Raw genomic sequence first — 15420 nt, 5'->3', positions numbered from 1 at the left:
ACCCGCGTGAAACCGGCCCCTGACAACATCTTTCGCGATGGTTGTCAGGGGCTTCGCATGTTGTCACCCGGTTCGATTGCCGTGGACCACGTGGAGTTCTCGGTGGCCCGCCGTGGTCATCATTCGTGCGACCGCACAGCTCGACCACACCGCACGTCGTGCGAACAGCGATGACAGGCCCACGCCCGCGACAACCCACACCGTCGCGACCTGCACGCAAATCCATGGGATCCGGGCGCCGTCCTAGCGCCCTGTGAGACAGAGGTCTGAGTGGGGTTGGGAGACTGGTGGGGATGAAACTGCCTGAGCTTCCTGATCTGCCGGTCCGCGGTGTGCTCGATCGGATCGTCGAGACGCTCGACGAGCGGGAGACGGCGGTGCTGGTGGCGCCGCCGGGGACGGGGAAGACGACGCTGGTGCCGTTGGCGCTGGCGGCGGGGGCGAGCGGGCGGGTGGTGGTGGCGGAGCCTCGGCGGTTGGCGGCCAGGGCGGCGGCGGGGCGGATGGCGGCGTTGCTGGGGGAGCGGGTCGGGGAGACCGTCGGGTATTCGGTGCGGGGGGATCGCCGGGTGGGGGCTCGGACCCGAGTGGAGGTGGTGACGTCCGGGTTGCTGGTGCGGAGGTTGCAGAGTGATCCGGAGTTGTCCGGAGTGGGGGTGGTGATGCTCGACGAGTGTCATGAGCGGCACTTGGACGCGGATCTGTTGTTGGCGTTGCTGTTGGACGCGCGGGAGGGATTGCGGCCGGATCTGCGGGTGCTCGCCACCTCGGCAACTGTTGCGGCGGATCGGCTTTCGGCGTTGCTGGGCGGGGAGCAGCCGGCGCCGGTGGTGAGAGTTCAGGGGCGGGCATACCCGGTGGAGATGGCGTATGTGCCGCCGGTGCCTCGGGAACGGTTGGAGGCGCAGGTCGCTCGGGCCACCCGGATGGCTTTGACCGGGAGTGACGGCGATGTGCTGGTGTTTCTGCCGGGGGCGGCCGAGATTCGGCGGACCGCGGCACTGCTGTCGGGGCTGAACGGGGTGGATGTGGTCCCGCTGCACGGGCGCCTCACCGCGGCGGGGCAGGACACCGCGCTGCGGAAGGGAACTCGGCGGCGGGTGGTCCTCTCGACCGCCGTGGCGGAGTCGAGTTTGACCGTGCCGGGGGTGCGCGCCGTGGTGGATTCGGGGGTGGCCCGGGTGCCGCGAATCGATCGGAGCAGAGGGCTGTCCGGCCTTGCGACGGTGCGGGTTTCGGCTGCGGTGGCGGAGCAGCGGGCGGGCCGCGCCGGGCGTGAGGCGCCGGGGTGGGCGTGGCGGTGCTGGCCCGAGTACGAGCACGGCACTCTGCCCGCCTACCCCGAACCCGAGATCAAGACCGCCGATCTGACCCGATTGGCGTTGGAACTGGCGTGCTGGGGCACACCCGACGGCTCCGGCCTCGCCTGGTGGGACGCACCGCCGGTCGGCGGACTGGCGGCCGGGCGAGAAGTGTTGCACGCGTTGGGCGCTGTGGACTCGAGCGGTGCGGCGACCGATCGCGGTCGGCGAATGGCCGAGGTGGGCCTGCATCCTCGACTCGCACGCGCCCTGCTCGACGGTGCGGCCGAGGTCGGCGCGCGGGCCGCCGCGGAGGTGGTCACGCTGCTCGATGACGACACCCTGACTCCCGGAGTCGATCTCGTCGCCGGACTGCGCACGCTGCGGCGGGAGCGTCCGGACCGCTGGCGGCGGGAGGTCGAGCGCCTGACTCGGCAACTGAACGAGACGTCGAGCCGCTCCGCGACCCCGGCGGCAATCGGCTCGGCATCGACAGTATCGGTTGAGCCGCACGATGATTCGACACCGAACGAGACCAGCGACTCGACCGGGATGCCGGGTGGTGGGTTCGCGGAAGTGGGTGAGACGCCGAGTCGGGAGTCTGCCGAGCGGGACCGGAAGTCCGCGCGAGCTCCCGGAATCGCGGAGCGGCTGTCGGAGGGCAAGCAGCATTCAGGCAAGGCAGACGATCCGGCTCTTGTTGTCGCACTGGCGCATCCGGAGCGGTTGGCGCGGCGGCGCGGGGCCGGGTCGGCGAGCTATCTGATGGCCGGTGGCACAGCGGCGACGCTGCCGCCGGGGTCCGGACTGGGCGATGCGGAGTGGTTGGCGGTGGCGGTGGCCACGCGGGATCCGGGGCGGTCCGACGGGATCATTCGACTGGCCGCGGTGGCCGATGAGCGGCTTGCCCGGCAGGCCGCGCCGAATCTGGTGGCGGTTCTCGACGAGGTCGATTGGGTCGATGGCGAGGTGGTGGCGCGGCGGGTCGAGCGGCTGGGCGCGATCGTGCTGTCGGAGAAGAAGATTCGTGAACCGAGCCGGCAATTGGTCGAGGCGGCCGTGCGGCGCGGCCTGACCTCGACCGGTCTCGGTGTGCTGCGGTGGGATGCGGACGCGAGCGCTCTGCGGCACCGGCTGGGCTTCCTGCATCGCACGGTGGGCGCGCCCTGGCCGGCCGTGGATGACGAGTCGCTGCTGGCCGATCTCGACTCTTGGCTCGCCCCCGAACTCGCGAAGGCCCGCCGCCGCGCCGATCTCGAACGCATCGACGCCGGCACGGCGCTGCGCCGCCTGCTGCCCTGGCCCGAGGCCGTTCGCCTGGATGAGCTTGCGCCCGAACGCCTTCCGGTGCCCTCGGGCAGCAGCCCGCGCATCGACTACTCGGCAGATCCGCCGGTGCTCGCGGTCAAGGTACAGGAGGTGTTCGGCTGGGCCGAAGCCCCGCGTCTGGCCGACGGCCGCGTCCCGATCCTGCTACACCTGCTCTCGCCCGCCCAGCGCCCGGTAGCGGTCACCGCCGACCTCGAATCCTTCTGGCGCACCGGTTGGCCGCAGGTCCGTGCGGACCTGCGGGGTCGCTATCCGAAGCACGCCTGGCCGGAGGACCCGGCGACGGTGCGGGCGCACCGCGGCACCGCCCGCAATGCCGGGCGCAACCGCCCGAACTGAGGTGCTCAGCGCAGACCACGATGCCGCCGCACACCTCGAAACACACAGTGTGCCCGGACCTGTCCGCGATCCGCAGCCGAGTGGGTCGTTGTGGCGCACGAGAACTCCGCGACCGGGTCGAGCGCGGTCGCGGAGTCGCCGGTTCGGGTCAGACGCGGGCGCGGACGAACTTGTAGATCACCAGGATGATCACCGCGCCGACGATCGCGCCGAGGAAGGAGTGTTCGACCGGGGGACGCAGGTCGAATTTGTGGGGGGCGAAGACGAGGCTGCCGAGGGTGCCGCCGACGTAACCGCCGACAATGCCCAGGACGATCGTCATGAGCCAGCCGAAGTCTTCTTTGCCTGGGACCAGGAGGCGGGCGATCGCACCCGCGATGAGGCCGATGATGATCATGACGATGATGCCCATGGCATGCTCCTTGTCTAGCCTGCTACGCGGTACGAACCTAGCAGTTTCAAGGGTGACCATGAGCGTGTCGCGACAGATCAGCGCGCCCGGCCGGAATACCCCGTGCGGCAGGCGATATCGGTGCACTCGCGGGCGCGGTGGGAGCCCGGCGCCGGAGCAGAACTACTTCGCGTCGCGGACCTTCCTGGCGGCGTCGGCGAAGAACTTGTCGAACTTCGCCTCGTCGGGAACCCCGGACAGCGCCGAGACGCGGACGCCGACCGTGGTGTCGCGCAGAGTCACCCAGCCCTGATACGACGTGCGCGACAGCAGCTGTTTGTCGTCGACATTGCTGGTGCTGGTCGATCGGTAGGCGATGGCATTGCTGCCCGACAGCTCACCGGGCGCAGGGAGCTTGTCCATGACGACCTCGGTGTCGACCTTCGCGCCCTCGGTGGTGGCCGAGACCTGCACCGTCCCGCAGCGGGTATAGGTATCGGTGATCCTGGTCAGGTCCATGACGCCACTGGCGACGAAGTCGACGTAGACGGTCATATCGTCGGTGGTGGCGGCGACCAGGGCGGATTTGCCGAGGATGTCCCGCGAGGCATTGGACAGATCCTGTTGGGGCACTTGGCATTCGGCGGGCGTCACCGTCGAGCTGGCCATCGCGCCGCCCAGGTCGGACAGGGTCGACTTGAGCTTTTCCGGCGGCAGGTCCAGCCTCTTCGCCCCCGCCGGGAACTCGCTGTCGGCCAGCACCATCTGCTCGAGCGGCGTGCTCGGCGCGGAATCGCCCGACGCGCTCGCGGACCCACCTCCTCCGCAACCACTGGTCACAAGCACCACGCCGACGGCCGCCGATACCCACGCTCCTGTGCGCTTCACGCGCGACAGCATGCCAGTGCGCCGGCGGATCTGTGCGCGGAGTCGCGCAGCCCCGGGTGATGCGCCGCTCGAGCACGGCGAGTCCCGGGCGACGCGCACGCTACGACGCCCGCGACTCGCCCGCGGTGACCCGGTGGCGACCGGCTCTCGCGACGCGCGCCCGATCGAGCGGGTTCAGCGCAGGCGGACCGGCACCGCCGCCACATCGTTCTGCGTCATGACCGGAAGATGCGGGATCTCCTCGGCGGGCACCGCCAGGGTCAGCTCGGGGAACCGGTCGAACAGCGCAGGAAGGCCGATCGCCGCCTCCAGCCGCGCCAACGCCGCCCCGGGGCAGATGTGCGGCCCGTACCCGAAGGAGAGATTGCGGCTCGAGGTGGTCCGGTCGAGGTCGAACTCGTCGGCGTCCTCCCCGTGGATCGCGGTGTCGCGGCCGATCGCGCGGTACGACATCACCACGCCCTCACCCTTGTCGATGGTCAGATCGCCCACCGTGATGTCCTCGGTGGCGAAGCGCATGAGCAGATGCGTGACCGGCCCGTCCCAGCGCAGCGTCTCCTCGATGGCCTGCTTCCACTGCACGTCGCCGGAGCGGATCCGCGCCAGCTGTCCGGGACGGGAGAGCAAGGCGCGCACCGCATTCACGATGAGGCTGACCGTGGTCTCGTGACCGGCGGCGACCAGGGCCTTGAGGTTGCCCACCACCTCTTCCTCGGTGAGCGGGTCACCGCCCTCGTCGGCGAGGATCAGCGCGCTGGTGAGGTCGTCGCCCGGCTCGGCGGTCTTGCGGCGCACCATCTCGGTGAAGTAGACGTCCAGATCCTCGATCACCTTCAGGCGCTCGTCCTGCGGGGTCACCATCGAGAAGAACGCCTTGTACCAGCCCAGCAGCAGGGCCTGATCCTCGGGCGGCACGCCCATGAGCTCGCTGATCACCCGCATCGGCAGCGGGTAGGCGAAGACCTGCTTGAGGTCCACGACCGCGCCGTCGCGCCCGGCCTCCTCGAGGTTGTCCAGCAGCTCCTTCACCAGCTGCTCGATGGACGGACGCAGCGCCTCCAGCCGACGCGGGGTCAGCGCCTGGGTGGTCTTGATCCGCAGGCGGCGATGCTCGGCCCCGTCCACGGTGAACATGGAGCGGCCCACATCGATCATGCCGATCAGCGGCCACTGCCGGGTCACCGCGCCGGAGGTCCACGGCGCCCAGGCGCCGATGTCCTTGATCAGCCGTGTGTCGGTGAGCAATTGGCGTGCGACGGTGTGATCGGTGACCGTCCACACGGGCACGCCGAGCAGTTCGATCCGGGTCACGGGGCCCGCGGCGCGCAGAGCGGTGGTCTCTCCGTCCAGGTCACCCATCATCGGGTCGATGACCATGGCATGGGGGCAGGAACTCACTGGAAACCTCCGACAGCTCGAACAGGCGTGAAAACAACTGGCAGGGAAGTCATTCCGCACAGGAAGGGGGAGGGTCGCCGCATCAGGTTCTGCGCGGGCACCGCCAGGTCCAGGTCGGGCAGCCGGTCCAGCAGCACCTCGATCCCGGTCCGGGCGATGATCTCGGCGAGCTGTTGCGCCGGGAAGGGGCAGCGGTACTCGCCGTGGCTGAACGCGAAGTGCGCGCTGTTGCCCGAATGCGCCAGGTCCGAGACATGCTGTCGCACATGCGGATCGGTATTGGCCGGACCGAGCCCGAGCAGCAGCATGTCGCCCGCGCGAATCGTCTTGTCGCCCAACCGGGTGTCGCGCGAGGCCCAGCGCCCCGCCAGAATCGCATTGGGGCTGTCCTCCCACAGCACCTCGTTCATCGCCTGCCCGACACTGCGCCGCCCGCCGCCGAGCGCCGCGGCGAACCGGTCGTCGGTGAGCATGAGCCGCAACGAGTTCCCGAGCCAGTCACAGGTGGGCAGGTGGCCCGCGGCGGTGATCGCCATCAGGTCCTGGACGTACTCGTCGTCGGTGAACGAATCCGGGTAGGCGATCATGCGCGAGACGACGTCGTCACCGGGCACGGCCCGCTTCATGGCGAGCAGGTTCTGCATGTGCTGCATGAACCGCAGCTGCGCGGCCTGGGCGTCGGCGCCGCCGTCGGCCATCACCTTCATGGTCCAGGCCAGGTCGGCGCCGTCCTCGTCCGAGAAGCCCATCAGCCAGGCCAGCACCAGCACCGGCAGCTGCTCGGCGAAATCGGCGACCAGATCCGCGGTGCCGCGACCACAGAACCGGTCGATCAGACGATCGGACAGTTCCTCGCAGATGCGGCGCATTTCGAACGGATCGACGGCTTCGAGCGCGGGCTCCACCATCGCCACGTGCCGCAGATGCTCGGCGCCGGCGGTGAAGTAGATCGACGGTCGCGGTGAACCGACCATGGGCAGCAGCGGCCAGTCCGCGGGAATGTTCCCCCACTGGTTCCACAGGCTCACATCGCGCGGGAACAACTCGGGAGAGTTGGTGACCTGATGCATTTCCCGGTATCCGATGACCAGCCAGGCCGGGACATCGCCGGGCAGCTCGACGGGCACCACCGCGCCGTGCTCGCGGCGCATCTCGTTGTAGAGATGCTGCGGGTCGGTGTGAAAGCGCGGGCCACTCAGCGGAACCACGCCGGGGCTCGGCCGAACCGGGCAGCCGCCGGCCTGTGCGGGTGAGCTCATGCGGGATCCTTCCGAACCGGAGCAGTCGGGGTGTACAGGTACTCGACCAGTTCGATCAGCACTCGCTTACAGGAATCGCGGTTGCGTGCATCGCAATCCACCAGCGGCACGTGCGGATCCAGATCCAGCGCGTCGCGGACCTCCTGCGGATCGGCCGTCCCGCCGAAGTTGTTGCACGCCACGATGAACGGCGTGCGCTGATGTTCGAGCCGGTCGATCGCGTACCACGAGTCCTCGATCCGGCGCTGATCCACCAGCACGATCGCGCCGAGCGCGCCGGTGAACAGTCGATCCCACAGGAACCAGAAGCGCTCCTGGCCGGGGGCGCCGAACAGATACAGCACGTGCTCGGCGTCGATGGTGATCCGGCCGAAGTCGAAAGCCACCGTGGTGGTGGACTTTCCGGGCGCGAGAGTGATGTCGTCCACACCCTGGCTCACCTGGGTCATGGTGGCCTCGGTGTCCAGCGGCCGGATCTCGCTGATCGAGCGCACCATGGTGGTCTTGCCGACGCCGAAACCGCCCACGATGACGATCTTCAGGCCGTGCCGGGCATCGGCGTGCAGTGGTGCGTCCGCGCGGGCGGGCCGGGGATCAAAGATTGCGGAGTCCAACGAGCACCTTCTCGAGGGTGGTGGAGTCTGGAAGCGAATTCCATTGCGCGCCAGGGTTCGTGCGCGGATGCCGCACGGTGATCCGGCCCGCGAGCAGCAGGTCCGACAGTAGGATCGTGGTGATGCCGACCGGGAGTTTCAACTCCGCCGCGATCTCCACGACCGCGGCGGGCGAGCGGCAGATCTCCAGGATCGCCACATGCTCGGACTGCATGCCGGGACTCGGATCACATTCGCTCACAACGAGGGTGACCAGATCGAAGGCATCCGAATCGGGCCGGCTGCGTCCGCCGGTCAGCGTGTAGAGCCGGTCCGGATCCTCGTCTGGCCTGGTCACGACACGCCAGCTCCCCGGCCCTGGGGTACGGTCGCGCCCGGAATTCTGGGCGCGGCGGCGAGATGCTCGCCGAGTTGCTCGACCAGCTCTCGCATATTGTGGCCGACCAGGCCCGCGTCGGCGTCCTCCGCGGCGACCACCGCGATATGCGCGCCGACCCCGGCCTCGACGATGAACAGGATGCCCCCATAGAACTCGGTCATGGACTGGCGCACTCCGCCGCGGCCGTCACCGAATTCGATAGAGGCACCGTGGGAGAGACTTTGGATGCCGGCGGAGATGGCGGCGAGCTGATCGGCGCTGTCGTTGCCGAGCTCGGGGGTATGGCAGATCTTCAGACCGTCGCCGGACAGCAGCAGGGCGTGCTTGGCGCGCGGGGTACGGGTGAGCAGCTGCTCGAGCAGCCAGCCCAGATGTGTCGCCGACGGCGTCCCGGTCGGATTCATTGATCGGCCTCCAAGGCTACGGACGGGGAAGAGGTTGCGGCGCCGGCATTCTCGCGACCGTTCATCGCGCGCTGGAAGGCGCCGAGCGCGGAGGGCGAGGAGACCTGACGCAGCGGCAGGGGAGAGTTCTGGGGGTCGGGGCCGTCGGGCAGCATGTCCGGCAGACCACCGGGGTGCACCGCCGCCAGGGTGGTGCCGCGGCGGCGTTTGGGCAGACCGGACGTGGTGACTGGCGCTGCAGCCGAAGGCGTGGTGGCGAGCTCGGTAGCCGAAGGCACTGCACCCGAAGGCGCTGTGGCGGGGGCGCTCTCGGTGGCGAAGGTCTCGAGATCGGTGAGCGCGCGGGCCGGTTCGGCGGCGGGCAGCGCGGCGGTTTCGCGGACCGGAAGGGCTTGCTGCCGATCGGAGTGCTGCTCGATCGCGGCGGCGGGCAGCGGAATGGAGCCGAGCGTCGCGGTGCGATCGACGCGGGTGGTCAGCTCGCGCGGGACCACGATCACCACGGCCGTGCCGCCGATCGCGGACGGGCGGTAGGACACGGTCAGTTCGTGCTTGCGTGCCAGGTAGCCGACCACGGCCAGGCCCAGGCGGGTGCCCGAGAGCGAGGACAGATCCGAACCGCCGCCGGTGCGGCCCGAGACCGTGGATTCGGCTCGGCGCAAGGCGGATTCGCTCATCACCAGGCCGCTGTCCTCGATGGTGATCACCACGCCCGCGGGCACCTCGGCCGCGTACACGTGCACCTCGGTGGTGGGCGGGGAGAAGTTGCAGGCATTGTCGAGCAACTCGGCCAGTGCGTGCATGACGCCCTCGGCCGCGTGCCCGGCGATGGCGATATCGGTGACCGCCCGCAGCCGCACCCGCTGGTAGCCCGCGACCCGGCCCATCGCTCCGCGCAGGATCGATTCCATGGCAATGGGTTTGGCCCAGCGGCGGCCGGTCCGCGCGCCGCTCAGCACCGCGATGCTGTCGGCCAGGCGGCCCGCCTGCGCGGTGCGGTGGTCCAGTTCCAGCAGATCGGCGAGCACCTTCGGATCGCCGTGCCGGTTCTCCATCTCGCGCAGCTCGGCCAGCATGCTGGTGCTCATGGCCTGCATGCGCCCGGCCGCGCCCGCGAAGGCCGACAGCGCCGCGGCCCGGCGGTTCTCGCTGTCCTTGGCATCTCGCGCGCGCTCGGATGTGGCGGCGTCGAGCGTCTGAACCTTGGAGTCGGCCTCCGCGATTCGACCCTGCGCCTCGGCGATGACCGAGGCCATCCGGGACTCGGCCTCGGTGATCACCGCGGCGGTGCGGGCATCCGCCCATGCCGCGCGAGCGTCACCGTCCCGGCGTGCGCGCCCGGCCTCGGACCGGTAGTACTCCGCGACCGTCACCGCCGCGCCCAGCAGTGCGCCCAGCACGCCCACGATCACCACGAGGGGGATACGCAGATCGTCGGACGCGATGAAATACGTCGCGGCGACCCCTAGAACAACTGATCCGATACACGCCGACAACGTCCGAAACGGCACCCGAACACCCGACCGGGGCTCCGGTACGCCGCCCGGCGGATTCGATGACTCCGACAAGCTTCGCACTTCCGCACTCGTTCATCGAGGCAGACGCCCCGAAGCGACCGTCGCCCCCCGGCCTGAGGGCACGCCAAATAGGCGGACCGACAAGAGGATTCGGATCTCGCGGACGAGCATAGGCACCCGGGACGCTCGGCGCTACCTGAGCGCGAACACCCCGGCAAACGAAGTCTCGATGGGCGGGCGCACTGCACCGGGCGGACGTGAGATCCGTTGGGGCGGAGTTTCATCGACCGGCGTGACATGTTCCGCCAATGTTCGCCGGGGTGTGCGGACCGAGTGCGGATCCCGCTGATCGACGGGGGCGTCCCGGGATTCGGGTTCGCGGGCGGGTAATGCTCGCGTGCGTCCCTGGTATCCGCGCGTCGGCACGGGGTGCTCGCCGGGTGCGGTCGGGCGGCCTCGTAGGAACCGCCGGAATCCGATCGGGGCGTCCGAGCGCCGAATGCGGTGAGATCTCCGGTCTGGTTCGGGTCGAGGACGGGGTCCCGAAGGGCGGCGCGGATATTCCCCGGTTCGCTCCGCGTGAAATCTGGGCTGTCGACTTGACCTGAACCTATGTTCAGGTTCCAAGCTGTGAGCAGTCGGAACAACGGTCGAGAACGGAAGGGCGGCAGCGAGATGCGCACAGTGCAGGCCGAGGCATTCGGAGGACCCGAGGCGTTGACGGTGACCGAGGCCCCCGATCCGGTGGCCGGTCCCGGCGAGGTCGTGGTGCGGGTCGAGGCGGCGGACGTGATGTTCCTGGACACGCTGCTGCGCAGCGGTGCGGGCAGGGACTACTTCCCGGTCGCGCCGCCGTTCGTGCCCGGCGGCGCGGTCGCCGGAGTGGTCGAGTCGGTCGGTGCCGGAGTCGGCGCGGAATGGATCGGCCGCCGGGTCGGGACGCCCACGGCCGCGAGTGGAATCGGCGGTGGCACCCCGACCGGGGGATACGCGGAGCGGGCCTTGGCCAAGGCCGACACCCTCGCGGTCGTGCCCGACGGATTGAGCCTGACCCAGGCGGTGGCGCTGGTGCACGACGGGCGCACCGCGCTCGCCGTCGCCGATCGGGCCGCGATCCAGCCGGGCGAATGGGTGCTGATCACCGCGGCCGCCGGGGGTTTGGGGACCCTGCTGATCCAGCTAGCCCGCACGGCCGGCGCCAGGGTCATCGCCGCCGCGCGGGGTGCGGCGAAACTGGAACTGGCGCAACGCCTCGGCGCGCAGGAAGTGGTCGACTACTCCGAGGACGGGTGGGTCGAGAAGGTCCGGGAGCTGACCGGCGGCGTGCAGGTGGTCCTGGACGGCGCGGGCGGGGAGACCGGCGGGATAGCGCTCGGTGCGGTGACGCCGGGGGCCCGGTTCATCGGATACGGCAACGCCGCTGGAGGATTCGCCGCCGTCGACACGGAAGCGGCTGCTGCACAGGGTGTTACGGTCGTCACATTGTTCGAGCTGACCGCTGACGGCGTCGACTGGAACGCGCTGCACGACCGCGCCCAGGCCGAGGCCGCCGCCGGACGGCTGGAGGTCGTGATCGGGCAGAGCTTCCCGCTCGAGGACGCGGCCGCCGCACACGCCGCCATCGAATCCCGGACCGCCGCCGGGCGCACGATCCTCACCGTCTGACTCGGCGGCACCGCTCGAGGACGCGGCATCGAAGGCCGGAACCCATCGCGGATCGCCGGTCTTCGATGCCCTGCGGGTGGAATCTGTCGCGGGTACGTCGCCCGTCGGGATCCGCGCCGCCGGGTGTGATCGCGCGGTGCCCGCGTCCCGGGTTCGCAAAATCTCGGCGTCTGCGTCCCGGGTGTGCTCCGCATCCCCGGGTTCGTCACGTCTCGCGGGTCTGTTGCCGGTCGGTTGATCCGACGGCGTTGTTCCGGATGGTCGCGGTGCCCTGTCAGCGCGTGCACGGCACGGCTGTCGCGTCGCAGGGATGCCTCGTTCGCGATGATCGGCGCGGCGTGTCAGACCGGTTTTCGCTGGTGTCGGCGTCGCGCGCGGGCAGAGTGGGTCGGTGGGGGCACGACGCGGAGGTTGCGATGCGCTATCGGACCGGGCTGATCGGGGCACTCGCCGCGGGGGTGTGCTTGTGTTTCGCACCGAGCGCCGCCGCCGAGCCGAAGCCGAACGAGCCGCCGCCGGTGCACGCCGACGTGCCCCCGCGCACGTCCATCTCGCTGCGCACCATGGTCCCGGGAGTCGGCTGGGGTACCTCGAACGAGACGGAATCGCGTGGGGGACTGTCGATTTCCAAGCTGTACCTGGTCGATTACGCGCTGCGGCACGGCGACGGTTCCGCCGAGGACAAGGCGCTGGGCGAACGCATGATCCGCAACTCCGACGACGCCGCGGCCGATGTCATGGCCGCGAAATACCCGCAGGCCATCGATGCCGTGGCCGCCGAGTACCAGCTCGAGGCGACCCACGGCGCGAGCGATTGGGGTATGTCCTCGACCAGCACGGCCGATATCGCCGATTTCCTGGCGGCCAAGCAGCGCACCGATCCGCACTCCCCGCTGTTCGACTGGATGGAGCATGCCAACCCGGTCGCCGCCGACGGCACCGCGCAGGACTGGGGCACCGCCCGGCTACCGCGGGTGACCGGAACCAAATGGGGCTGGGCCGATGTGGGGGTGCCCGAGGTGGCCTCGGCCTCGTTCGGTCCGGGGTTCACGGTCAGTGCCCATACCTACGGCACCTCGGAAGAGCAGACCGAGGATGTGCTCGGTGCGCTGTCCGGAGTCTTCACGCAGTGGCAACCGACTCGCTGAGTGACCTGTCCCACTGTGTTCCGGGGTTGTCAGCAAACAGTTGTGGATTCACAATCGTTGTGTGCTTACAACTGTTGACGGGCTGACGGCCCGGCGCAAGACGATCGTGCTGATCACCTGTTGCATGAGCCTGCTCATCTCGTCGATGGACGCGACGATCGTCAATGTCGCGCTCCCCACCATCCAGAACGATCTCGGTGCGCCGCTGTCGAAACTGCAGTGGATCGTCGACGTCTACACCCTCACTCTCGCCAGCCTGCTGATGCTCTCGGGCGCGACCGCCGACCGCTTCGGGCGCAAGCGGATGTTCCGGATCGGGCTGCTGATCTTCGCGGGCGGCTCGCTGCTGTGCAGCCTCGCACCGACCATCGAGGTGCTGATCGGTGCGCGCTTCGTGCAGGCCATCGGCGGTTCCATGCTCAATCCCGTTGCCATGTCGATCATTACGACCGTCTTCACCGGGCGGGTGGAGCGCGCCCGCGCGGTGGGTGTGTGGGGCGCGGTGGTCGGCATCTCGACCGCGATCGGCCCACTGGTCGGCGGTGGGCTGATCGACGCGCTGGGCTGGCAGTCGGTGTTCTGGATCAATCTGCCGATCGTCGCGGTCGCCTTCGTGCTCACCACGATCTACGTTCCGGAATCGAAGTCGGCGAACGCGCGCGGCATCGATCCAATCGGTCAGGTGCTGGCGATCGCCATCCTGTTCACCCTGGTGTTCGGCCTGATCGAGGGCACGCCGCTGATCTTCGTGCTGACCGCCGCCGCGCTGGCCGGCTTCATCCGGCACGAGTCGCGTCATCCGTCGCCGTTCATCGATCTGCGTTTCTTCCGCAGCTTCCCGTTCTCCTCGGCCACCGTGATCGCGGTCTGCGCGTTCGCGGGACTGGGCGCGTTCCTGTTCGACGTCTCGCTGTATCTGCAAGGCACCCGGCACTTCTCGGCCACTCACACCGGTCTGCTGTACCTGCCGATGGCGCTGGCCATGCTGGTCTTCTCGCCGATCTCGGGGCGGATGGTCGGGCGGTACGGCACCCGGCCGTCGCTGCTGGTGGCCGGTGTCTTCATGGGCGTGGCCGCGATCGGCCTCACCCGGCTCGCCCCGGAGACCCCTCTCTGGCAGCTGATCATCGTGTTCGCGATCTTCGGCGTGGGCTTCGGCATGGTCAACGCGCCCATCACCACGACCGCGGTGAGCGGCATGCCGCTCGATCGCGCGGGCGCGGCCTCGGCGGTGGCCTCCACCAGTCGTCAGGTCGGAGTGAGCCTCGGTGTGGCATTGTGTGGTGCGCTCTCGGGGGCCGGACTGTGGTGGACCATCACCGGTTTCGCCGCCGCAGTCCTCGCACTGGGGGTCGCCGCGAACACCGATTGGTCGTATCGCACCCGTGACCGCGTCGCTCCGCTGCTCGAACAGAAAGTCCCCGCCAATGCCGGCTGACACGCCCACCCCCGACGACGTCTGGCGGTTGCTGACCCATCTGGTCAACGACTCCAGAGACGCCTGGAAGCGTGCGGTGGTGGAGCGAACGGGCATGCCGTTCAGCCGGGTTCGGGTGCTGCGCCGATTGCGGCCGGGCCCGCTGACCGTCAAGGAACTCGCCTCGGCCGCCGCGATGGACGCGCCCGCGACCACCGTCACGGTCAACGATCTGGAGTCACGGGGCCTGGTGGTGCGGGAGATCGATCCGGAGAACCGGCGGCGGAAGCTGGTGTCGCTCACCGACGAGGGGCGCGAGGTGGTGGCCCGCGCGCTGGCGACCCCCGACCCCGCGCCGGCGGAGGTCGAACAGCTGGACGCGGACGATCTGCGTGCGCTGCATCGGCTACTGCGCAAACTCGAGCACTGAGCACTGAGCACTGAGCACCGAGCGCCGAGCACTGATCCCTGAACAGAGGGTGCGAGGTTCGGCGGCGACTTACCGTCCCGCTATCGGCCCGTTAGTGTGGGCCGGGTGCGCATCCGACATGGGAAAGCAATTCTGGCGATCTGCGGAGCACTACTGACCGGGGGGAGTGGTCAGGCTGTTGCCGTCGTTCCGGTGGATCGGGGGGCGCATCCGATGCTGGATTCGCCCGCGCATCAGCGGTTTCCGTTCCCCGATCGGGTGATCGTGCTCGACCCCGGTCACAACGGCGGCGGTGCCGCCAATCCTGGCGTGATCAACGCGCAGGTGCCGGACGGCCGCGGCGGCACCAAGCCCTGCAACACCACGGGAACCAGTGCCGACGACGGCTATACCGAGCACGAATTCAACTGGGATGTGGCGAACCGGGTGCGAGACGCGCTGTCCGCGCGCGGCTTCCGAGTCGTCATGAGCCGTGACAGCGACGACGGCGCGGGCCCGTGCGTGGACGAGCGCGGAACGCTGGGGCAGCGCGTCGATGCCGCGGCCGTGGTCTCCATCCACGCCGACGGCGCGCCCGCCGGTGCGCACGGCTTCCACGTCGCGCATTCGGCTCCCGCCCTGAACGATTCACAGGGCGAGCCCTCGGCCAGGCTGGCCACCGCGATTCGCGACAGCATGGTCGGCGCGGGCTTCACCCCCTCGACCTACGTCGGTTCCGACGGCATGAATCCGCGCGCGGATCTGGCCGGGCTCAATTTCGCCGAGCGGCCCTCGGCCCTGGTGGAGTGCGGCAATATGCGGGATCCCGGCGATGCCGCGCTCATCGAATCCCCGGACGGGCGTGCCCGATTCGCGGCCGCCATCACCTCCGCTATCGTCTCCTACGTCGGGTAGTAGCAACTAGCGCAGCCACCGCGCCGACGCACGGCGCGGGGTGCGTT

14 protein-coding genes are annotated in these 15420 nt (G+C 69.5%); 6 read left to right on the top strand and 8 right to left on the bottom strand.

The features are described from left to right. The first annotated feature begins 293 nt into the window (after window positions 1–293). Window positions 294–2969 carry an ATP-dependent RNA helicase gene (locus tag NJ1_RS21130; protein WP_067697069.1) on the top strand — a complete coding sequence of 892 codons (2676 nt, stop codon included), beginning with the start codon at window positions 294–296 and terminating at the stop codon, window positions 2967–2969. A gap of 148 nt (window positions 2970–3117) precedes the next feature. Here NJ1_RS21130 and NJ1_RS21125 read toward each other — a convergent pair whose 3' ends face one another. The 8 genes from NJ1_RS21125 to NJ1_RS21090 all read right to left on the bottom strand — a co-directional run bounded on the left by NJ1_RS21125 (window position 3118) and on the right by NJ1_RS21090 (window position 9813). Beyond that, window positions 3118–3381: a GlsB/YeaQ/YmgE family stress response membrane protein gene (locus NJ1_RS21125; protein ID WP_067697067.1), complete on the bottom strand. Its 264-nt coding sequence runs from the start codon at window positions 3379–3381 to the stop codon at window positions 3118–3120. Between the two features lie 162 nt (window positions 3382–3543). Beyond that, a complete protein-coding gene (locus NJ1_RS21120; protein ID WP_157574122.1) occupies window positions 3544–4248 on the bottom strand; it encodes a hypothetical protein in 705 nt (234 codons plus the stop codon). A 174-nt stretch (window positions 4249–4422) separates the two neighbouring features. Then, window positions 4423–5646: a cytochrome P450 family protein gene (locus NJ1_RS21115; RefSeq protein WP_245717499.1), complete on the bottom strand. Its 1224-nt coding sequence runs from the start codon at window positions 5644–5646 to the stop codon at window positions 4423–4425. Continuing rightward, entirely contained in the window at window positions 5643–6905 is a 1263-nt protein-coding gene (locus NJ1_RS21110; protein WP_067697062.1) for a cytochrome P450 family protein, read from the bottom strand. Before NJ1_RS21110 ends, NJ1_RS21115 begins: the two co-directional genes overlap by 4 nt. Further along, window positions 6902–7519, bottom strand: coding sequence for a GTP-binding protein (locus NJ1_RS21105; protein ID WP_067697060.1), 618 nt, complete (start codon window positions 7517–7519; stop codon window positions 6902–6904). The genes NJ1_RS21110 and NJ1_RS21105 overlap by 4 nt, the downstream gene beginning before the upstream one ends. Continuing rightward, window positions 7500–7856: a DUF742 domain-containing protein gene (locus NJ1_RS21100; protein ID WP_067697058.1), complete on the bottom strand. Its 357-nt coding sequence runs from the start codon at window positions 7854–7856 to the stop codon at window positions 7500–7502. Before NJ1_RS21100 ends, NJ1_RS21105 begins: the two co-directional genes overlap by 20 nt. Continuing rightward, window positions 7853–8302 (bottom strand): roadblock/LC7 domain-containing protein, encoded by a 450-nt coding sequence (locus tag NJ1_RS21095; RefSeq protein ID WP_067697056.1) that lies wholly within the window; start codon window positions 8300–8302, stop codon window positions 7853–7855. Before NJ1_RS21095 ends, NJ1_RS21100 begins: the two co-directional genes overlap by 4 nt. Continuing rightward, window positions 8299–9813: an ATP-binding protein gene (locus NJ1_RS21090; RefSeq protein WP_067697054.1), complete on the bottom strand. Its 1515-nt coding sequence runs from the start codon at window positions 9811–9813 to the stop codon at window positions 8299–8301. The genes NJ1_RS21095 and NJ1_RS21090 overlap by 4 nt, the downstream gene beginning before the upstream one ends. 636 nt (window positions 9814–10449) lie before the next feature. Between NJ1_RS21090 and NJ1_RS21085 the strand changes: the two genes are divergently transcribed. From NJ1_RS21085 to NJ1_RS21065, 5 genes are all read left to right on the top strand, one after another. Beyond that, window positions 10450–11484, top strand: coding sequence for a zinc-binding dehydrogenase (locus NJ1_RS21085; RefSeq protein WP_245717498.1), 1035 nt, complete (start codon window positions 10450–10452; stop codon window positions 11482–11484). Window positions 11485–11900: 416 nt separating this feature from the next. Next, window positions 11901–12632, top strand: a complete 732-nt coding sequence (locus tag NJ1_RS21080) for a hypothetical protein (RefSeq protein WP_067697187.1) — start codon at window positions 11901–11903, stop codon at window positions 12630–12632. 61 nt (window positions 12633–12693) lie between these two features. Next, complete coding sequence (locus NJ1_RS21075) at window positions 12694–14070, top strand: MFS transporter (RefSeq protein ID WP_067697052.1); 1377 nt, start codon at window positions 12694–12696, stop codon at window positions 14068–14070. After that, window positions 14060–14479 (top strand): MarR family winged helix-turn-helix transcriptional regulator, encoded by a 420-nt coding sequence (locus NJ1_RS21070; protein WP_067697050.1) that lies wholly within the window; start codon window positions 14060–14062, stop codon window positions 14477–14479. Before NJ1_RS21075 ends, NJ1_RS21070 begins: the two co-directional genes overlap by 11 nt. Window positions 14480–14692: 213 nt before the next feature. Beyond that, on the top strand, window positions 14693–15373 hold the full coding sequence (locus NJ1_RS21065) for an N-acetylmuramoyl-L-alanine amidase (protein ID WP_067697048.1): 681 nt from the start codon (window positions 14693–14695) through the stop codon (window positions 15371–15373). The last annotated feature ends 47 nt before the right edge of the window (window positions 15374–15420 follow it).

The organism is Nocardia jejuensis NBRC 103114 (assembly GCF_001613145.1).
GTDB lineage: Bacteria > Actinomycetota > Actinomycetes > Mycobacteriales > Mycobacteriaceae > Nocardia > Nocardia jejuensis.
Note: the sequence above shows the minus strand (reverse complement) of the source record. Positions and strands in the feature narration are given on the sequence as shown.